Raw genomic sequence first — 7,393 nt, 5'->3', positions numbered from 1 at the left:
AATCATTGTCGGCTGACACTCCGCTTTCGCGAGCAAGCCCGCTCCCACAGGAGGCATTCAGTGTTTGAACGATCAGCTGTGCGGCGAACAATTCAAGGCGCTCTCGGGTATCACCCGTGGTGCGCCACGGCTCGTCACTGATCGACAACAATTCATCCGGTCGTGGACCGTTCCACGGATCAGCCAACCCACAATCCAGCGGATCGAACCCCAACTCGAACGCCCTGGCCAACGCCCGCAACAGACTCGACTGCGCCCCGCGCCCATCCCCTCGCGGAATGCGCAACAACGCCAGCAACGTATCGATACGCAACCGCCCCACCGGCGACTCGCCAAACACATGCAACCCATCGCGGATCTGCGACTCTTTCAAATCGCACAGATAGGTGTCGAGCCGTGGCAGCCAGATCGCCGCATCGGCATCACTGTCCAGCTGCTCGTCCAGTTGCAGTTCGCGGTCGATGTGGGTGTCGCGCACCAGTTGCAGAATGTCGCGCTGCAATTCCCGGGCGCGGCGTGGGTCGAGCAGTTGTGCTTCGTAGTATTCGTCGGCCAGCAACTCCAGGTTACGCAGCGGGCCGTAGGTTTCGGCGCGGGTCAGCGGCGGCATCAGGTGGTCGATGATCACCGCCTGGGTGCGCCTCTTGGCCTGGGCGCCCTCCCCCGGATCGTTGACGATGAACGGATAGATGTTCGGCAGCGGCCCGAGCAGCGCGTCCGGCCAGCAGCTTTCGGACAGCCCGACACCCTTGCCCGGCAGCCACTCCAGGTTGCCGTGCTTGCCGACGTGGATCACGCCGTGGGCGCCATAGGTGTTGCGCAGCCAGAAGTAAAACGCCAGGTAGCCGTGGGGCGGCACCAGGTCCGGGTCGTGATACACCGCACTCGGGTCAACCTGATAACCCCGGGCCGGCTGGATACCGACGAAGGTCAGGCCGAAACACAGGCCGGCGATCATCATCCGTCCGCCCCGGCACATCGGATCGCTGTCCGGTGCGCCCCAACGCTCCAGCACGGCGGCGCGATTGGTTTCGGGCAATGCGTTGAACATCCGCAGGTAATCGTCCATGGCTAGGCTTTGCTGGCACGGACGCTGATCGAGGCTGTCGAGGTCGTTGCTCACGCCCCCGAGCAACTGCTGGATCAGCGCGGTGCCGCTGTCGGGCAATTCGGCCGGCAGCGGATAACCTTCCCGCTGCAGCGCCCGCAGGATATTCAGCGCCGCCGCCGGGGTGTCGAGCCCCACGCCATTACCGATACGGCCATCGCGGGTCGGGTAGTTGGCGAGGATCAGCGCCACGCGTTTCTCGGCATTGGGCAGGCGCGCCAGATCAATCCAACGCCGCGCCAGTTCGGCGACGAAGTCCATGCGTTCGGCTGCGGGCTGGTAGCAGACCACGTCGGACTGACTGCGCTCGCTGCGCCAGGCCAGATCCTTGAAGCTGATCGGCCGGCTGATGATCCGCCCGTCCAGTTCCGGCAGCGCGATGTGCATCGCCAGATCCCGCGGGCCGAGGCCCTGCTCACTGGCGCGCCAGCCCGGTTCGTTGTCCTGGGCGCAGATCGCCTGGATCACCGGAATATTGCGGCGAAACGGGCGCAAGTGCGGCGCTTCGGGGCTGGATTGGGCGAAGCCGGTGGTGTTCAGGATCACCCCCGCCTCGACTTCATCCAGCCAGTCCTCGACCGCCGACAGGCAGCCGGGCTCTTTCAAACTGGCCAGCGCAATCGGCAACGGGTTAAGCCCCGCCGCCTGCAAGCGCTGGCAGAAAACATCAATGAAAGCGGTGTTCGCCGCCTGCAAATGCGAGCGGTAGAACAGCACCGCCGCCACAGGCCGGTCGGCCTGCCAGTCGGCCTGCCAATCCTTTAATGTCGCGGTGCTTTTTGATGGGTGGTAGATCGCCGTGCGCGGCAGGGTTTGTGGCTCGACCCAAGGATAATCGCGGCCCAGCCAGCGATTGGCCAGACAACGAAACAGGTTCAGCGCATTGGCCATGCCGCCCTGACGGAGAAAATGCCAGAGCCGGTCGCGATCTTCGGCTACTACTGTGCTCAGGTCGCTGAGTTCCGGGTCCGGGCGATCATCACCCGGCACCAGAATCAATTGCACGCCCCGTTGCGACAGCTCCACCAGCCGCTCGACACCGTAGCGCCAATAGGCGATGCCGCCGTGCAGCGAAATCAGAATCACCTTGGCGTGACGCAGCACTTCATCGACATACAGGTCGACCGAGGCGTGGTTCTGCACCTGCATCGGGTTGGCCAGGCGCACGCTGGGGTAATCCTCGGGCAGCTGCTGCGCGGCTTCGGCGAGCAGCGCAAGGCTGGAGTCGCCGCTGCACAGGATCACCAGCTCGGCGGGGGTTTGTCCAAGGTCGGCGATGTTGTCATCCGACACGAAACCGCCGGGCTGGGTCCTGAGCAGGTGCATGGCTTACACGCTGAGCGCGGCGCGCAATTGCGCTTCGAGGGCGGCGGCGTCCAGCTCCTGGCCGATCAGCACCAGACGGGTGATGCGCGCTTCTTCGGCATTCCACTTGCGGTCGAAGTGTTTGTCGAAGCGGGTGCCCACGCCCTGGATCAGCAGGCGCATAGGCTTGTTCGGAATCGCCGCGAAGCCCTTGACCCGCAGGATGCCGTGCTTGACCACCAGTTGAGTCAGGGCGTCCAGCAGCAGGCTTTCGTCGGCTTGCGGCAGCTCGATGGAAATCGAATCGAAGGCATCGTGGTCGTGATCGACCTCGCCTTCGTGGTGATGGTCGTGATGACTGTGACGGCCGTCGATGTGCTCTTCGGAGCCGGCACCCAGGCCGATCAGCACGTCCAGCGGCAGACGACCGTTGCTGGCTTCGATGACTTTCACCGCCGGCGGCAGTTCTTCGGCCACCTCCAGGCGCACGCGGGCCAGGTCTTCAGGGTTAATCAGGTCGGCCTTGTTGAGGATCACCAGATCAGCGCTCGACAGCTGGTCGGCGAACAGTTCGTGCAGCGGCGACTCGTGGTCCAGGTTCGGATCGAGTTTGCGCTGGGCATCGACCTGATCGGGGAACGCGGCAAAGGTGCCGGCGGCGACGGCCGGGCTGTCGACCACGGTGATCACCGCGTCGACGGTGCAGGCGCTGCGGATTTCCGGCCACTGGAAGGCCTGGACGAGGGGTTTTGGCAGCGCCAGGCCCGAGGTTTCGATGAGGATGTGATCAAGATCGCCGCGACGGGCCACCAATTCGCGCATCACCGGGAAGAACTCTTCCTGGACGGTGCAGCACAGGCAGCCGTTGGCCAGCTCATAGACGCGGCCGCTGGCCTCTTCTTCGGTGCAGCCGATGGAGCACTGCTTGAGGATTTCGCCGTCGATGCCCAACTCGCCGAACTCGTTGACGATCACCGCGATACGGCGACCCTGGGCGTTGTCCAGCATGTGGCGCAGCAAGGTGGTTTTGCCCGAGCCCAAAAAGCCGGTAACGATGGTGACGGGGAGTTTGGCCAGTGTTTTCATCGGATGCCCTTTGGCAAGGTGGCGGGCATACGGGACGAGGAGCGGCCACGCGCACGCGCGCCGCAAGCGTTCGCCACCGGATCACCCCGCCCGGTTGTAGTGAGAATCTGTATCGAGGCAGGTCTCCTGGCTGACGGTGTGCCGGTCGGTCGACTGGCGTTGGCTGCGCCTTCCCGCGGGCTCAGGAACTGAGCGTGCAGTGGCGTGGCAGCGAACATCACCGTTCACAGTTGCGGGGGCAGCCGCGGCATCGACCGCGTTCCCTTCTTAGCTTCGGCAAACATGCCGAAGAACCTCGAAAGCGCAAGGCTACGCATCGTATTGGGGACGGTCAATGTCTTGTGGTGACCGCTACGACGCCTTCGCGGGCAAGCCTCGCTCCTACAAAGAACACCGCCACCCCGTAGGAGCGGGGCTTGCCCGCGAACAGATGCATCCCGATCCACAGGTGAGAACGCTTGCCAATTGACGCCCCACCCCCGCCCATGCTCTCCTACACAACTTGTTACGGGTGCCCTTCACAGGGTGAAACGGGAAACCGGTGAATCGTGTGCTTTACTCAAAGCCACGTCAGTCCGGTGCTGCCCCCGCAACGGTAAGCGAGCGAAGCGTCAGATCCACTGTGCCGATATGGCATGGGAAGGTGATGCTTTTCGGTATCAGCCACAGGCTTCTACCCCTCGCGAGCCCGGAGACCGGCCCGCAACACGAAGTAATCAGACTTCAACTGAATGACAAACCCGCGGTGGGCGGGCGCTGTTCGAATCCCTGCGCGCTCGGTCGTGCGGGGCCTCTGCATGCGCTTTTGATTGCCCGCTGACAGACCAGAGGGAAACGCCATGTCGATCATCAGCAGCACCGGCCACAGCCAATCCGCCAGCAGCACCACGACCCTGACCCAACGCCTGACCGCCGCCTTCTGCGCGTCGATCCTGGGTGCCTGCCTGGTCTACTTCGCCGGCTTCTCGCACATCGAAGCGGTGCACAACGCTGCCCACGACACCCGCCACAGCGCCGCGTTCCCGTGCCATTGAGACCTGCCGACATGATCAAGCGTATTGCCCAGACCGCAGGTTTCACCGGCCTGCTGGCCGCCCTGCTGCTGACCCTCTTGCAAAGCTTCTGGGTCTCGCCGCTGATTCTGCAGGCCGAGACCTACGAAAAATCCGAACCTGCCGCGGTTGAAGTCCACGAACACACCCACGAAGGCGCCGTTGCTGCGCACACCCACGATGCCGAAGCCTGGGAGCCGGAAGACGGCTGGCAGCGCGTGCTGTCGACCACCGGCGGCAATCTGGTGGTGGCCGTCGGCTTCGCCCTGATGCTGGCCGGTCTATACACCCTGCGCGCACCGACCAAAACCTCCCAGGGCCTGCTCTGGGGTCTGGCCGGTTACGCCACCTTCGTGCTGGCGCCGACCCTCGGCCTGCCGCCTGAATTGCCGGGTACCGCTGCCGCGGATCTGGCGCAGCGCCAACTGTGGTGGATCGGCACCGCCGCCTCTACCGCCGCGGGCATCGCCCTGATCGCTTTCGGTCGCCACTGGCTGCTGAAAGTACTGGGCGCGGCGATCATTGCCGTTCCCCACGTGATCGGCGCTCCGCAACCGGAAGTGCATTCGATGCTCGCGCCGGAAGCGCTGGAAGCCCAGTTCAAAATCGCTTCGCAGCTGACCAACGTCGCGTTCTGGCTGGCCCTGGGCCTGATCAGCGCCTGGCTGTTCCGCCGCAAAAGCGACGGTCAATACCACGCATGACCGATACCAACGCAGCGCCGACCCTGGTGGTCGGCCTGGGTTGCCAGCGCGGCTGCCCCGTCAGCACGCTGCGGGCCTTGCTCGATCAGGCGCTACAGGCTCACCAGATCCCGTTGCAACAGGTCAAAGGCCTGGCCAGCATCGACCTCAAGCGCGAAGAACCGGCACTGATCGAACTGGCCGCGCAGCTGGGCCTGCCAATGGCGTTCTTCAGCAGCGAGCAATTGACGCCCTATGAACCGCTGCTCAGCCACCATTCGCAGATCGCCTTCGAACGCACCGGCTGTTACGGCGTGGCGGAAAGCGCGGCCCTGGCCCTGGCCGAGCAATTGGCGAATGCGCCGGTGAAACTGCTGATCCGCCGACAAAAATATGCCCAGGCAACTCTGGCATTGGCCGGCGCGGCCTGAAATCCCCGATAATCCCCGCCTTCGATCATGAGCAATCTTCATCTGAAGCGTTGCGCGCCTCTTTTTACAGGCTCTCTTTCAATAGGAACCGACGATGACCGTCTACTTCATCGGCGCCGGCCCCGGCGACCCGGAACTGATCACCGTCAAGGGCCAGCGCCTGATCCGCAGCTGCCCGGTCATCATCTACGCAGGGTCCCTGGTGCCCACCGCCGTGCTGGAAGGACACAGTGCCGAACAGGTGGTCAACAGCGCTGAATTGCACCTGGAACAGATCATCGAACTGATCAAGACCGCCCACGCCAACGGCCAGGACGTGGCCCGCGTGCATTCCGGCGATCCGAGCCTGTATGGCGCCATCGGCGAGCAGATTCGCCATTTGCGTGAGCTTGGCATCCCGTTCGAAATCATTCCCGGAGTGACGGCGACTGCCGCCTGCGCAGCATTGTTGGGCGCGGAACTGACGTTACCGGACATCTCCCAGAGCGTGATCCTGACCCGTTATGCCGATAGGACCGCGATGCCTGCGGGTGAAGAATTGGGGAGTTTGGCCCAGCATGGGGCGACCATGGCGATTCACCTTGGGGTCAATCATCTGGAGAAAATTCTCGCCGAGCTGTTGCCGCATTACGGCGCGGATTGTCCGATCGCCGTGATTCACCGCGCGACCTGGCCGGATCAGGATTGGGTGGTGGGGACGATTGGTGATATTGCCGGGAAGGTTGCCGAGAAGGGGTTTCGGCGTACGGCGTTGATACTGGTGGGACGGGTGTTGGGTAGTGATCAGTTCAGTGAGTCGTCGCTGTACCGTGCCGGGCATTCGCACCTGTATCGCCCATAAGTCCGTCTTCGCGAGCAAGCCCGCTCCCACAGTTGATTTGTGAACACAGGCCCAATGTGGGAGCGGGCTTGCTCGCGAAGGGGCCCTTGAACTCAGCCCATAAAAAAACGGCGCTCACGGGGCGCCGTTTTTTCTTTTCGCAGCGAACACCTTAGTAGTAGGCGTTTTCTTTCTGCGTGTGGTCGGTCACGTCACGAACGCCCTTGAGCTCCGGAATGCGCTCGAGCAGGGTGCGCTCGATGCCTTCCTTCAAGGTCACGTCGGCCTGGCCGCAGCCCTGGCAGCCGCCGCCGAACTGCAGAACGGCGATGCCGTCCTCGACCACATCGATCAGGCTGACCTGACCGCCGTGGCTGGCCAGACCCGGGTTGATCTCGGTCTGCAGGTAGTAGTTGATGCGCTCGTTGACCGGGCTGTCGGCGTTGACCATCGGCACCTTGGCGTTTGGCGCCTTGATGGTCAGCTGGCCGCCCATGCGGTCGGTGGCGTAGTCGACGACGGCGTCGTCGAGGAACGCTTCACTGAAGCCGTCGATGTAGGCGGTGAAGCTTTTGAGCCCCAGCGCCGTATCTTCAGGTTTTTCTTCGCCCGGCTTGCAGTAGGCAATGCAGGTTTCGGCGTACTGGGTGCCAGGCTGGGTGATGAAGACGCGGATGCCAATACCCGGGGTGTTCTGCTTGGAGAGCAGATCAGCCAGATAATCGTGGGCGGCGTCGGTGATGGTAATAGCGGTCATGGAAACTCCTCGCAGGCTTGGGCGCAGTTTACGCCAATCATCGCGCCGGACAAAGTCCCAGTATTTTTGTCGGGAAAGATTCTGATGATCGCCGCACCCTCTGTAGGAGCGAAGCTTGCTCGCGAAGGTGTGTCAGCCACATCCGGGTTGA

7 protein-coding genes and 2 riboswitches are annotated in these 7,393 nt (G+C 63.3%); of the genes, 4 read left to right on the top strand and 3 right to left on the bottom strand.

The window, feature by feature from the left end; genetic code table 11:
• Positions 1-2,434 (bottom strand): cobaltochelatase subunit CobN (gene cobN / locus ACW9JE_RS26795; protein ID WP_457434470.1); only part of this gene is annotated, 2,434 nt, incomplete at its 3' end.
• A gap of 3 nt (positions 2,435-2,437) precedes the next feature.
• Positions 2,438-3,499: a cobalamin biosynthesis protein CobW gene (cobW, locus tag ACW9JE_RS26790; protein ID WP_457434469.1), complete on the bottom strand. Its 1,062-nt coding sequence runs from the start codon at positions 3,497-3,499 to the stop codon at positions 2,438-2,440.
• 99 nt (positions 3,500-3,598) lie between these two features.
• Positions 3,599-3,812: riboswitch (cobalamin riboswitch) on the bottom strand.
• A gap of 179 nt (positions 3,813-3,991) precedes the next feature.
• A riboswitch (cobalamin riboswitch) is annotated at positions 3,992-4,217 on the top strand.
• A gap of 121 nt (positions 4,218-4,338) precedes the next feature.
• On the opposite strand from cobW, the gene ACW9JE_RS26785 reads away from it, so the two are divergent.
• The 4 genes from ACW9JE_RS26785 to cobM all read left to right on the top strand — a co-directional run bounded on the left by ACW9JE_RS26785 (position 4,339) and on the right by cobM (position 6,506).
• A complete protein-coding gene (locus ACW9JE_RS26785; RefSeq protein ID WP_175378495.1) occupies positions 4,339-4,533 on the top strand; it encodes a CbtB domain-containing protein in 195 nt (64 codons plus the stop codon).
• An 11-nt stretch (positions 4,534-4,544) separates the two neighbouring features.
• Entirely contained in the window at positions 4,545-5,255 is a 711-nt protein-coding gene (locus tag ACW9JE_RS26780) for a CbtA family protein (RefSeq protein WP_457434468.1), read from the top strand.
• Positions 5,252-5,665 (top strand): cobalamin biosynthesis protein, encoded by a 414-nt coding sequence (locus tag ACW9JE_RS26775; protein ID WP_457434467.1) that lies wholly within the window; start codon positions 5,252-5,254, stop codon positions 5,663-5,665. Before ACW9JE_RS26780 ends, ACW9JE_RS26775 begins: the two co-directional genes overlap by 4 nt.
• A gap of 94 nt (positions 5,666-5,759) precedes the next feature.
• Positions 5,760-6,506, top strand: coding sequence for a precorrin-4 C(11)-methyltransferase (gene cobM, locus ACW9JE_RS26770; RefSeq protein ID WP_457434466.1), 747 nt, complete (start codon positions 5,760-5,762; stop codon positions 6,504-6,506).
• A 151-nt stretch (positions 6,507-6,657) separates the two neighbouring features.
• On the opposite strand, the gene nfuA is transcribed toward cobM, so the two are convergent.
• Entirely contained in the window at positions 6,658-7,242 is a 585-nt protein-coding gene (gene nfuA / locus ACW9JE_RS26765) for a Fe-S biogenesis protein NfuA (protein WP_457434465.1), read from the bottom strand.
• Positions 7,243-7,393: the final 151 nt, after the last annotated feature.

The organism is Pseudomonas sp. SDO55104_S430, assembly GCF_054070595.1.
This window is presented reverse-complemented; position numbering and strand designations above follow the sequence as displayed.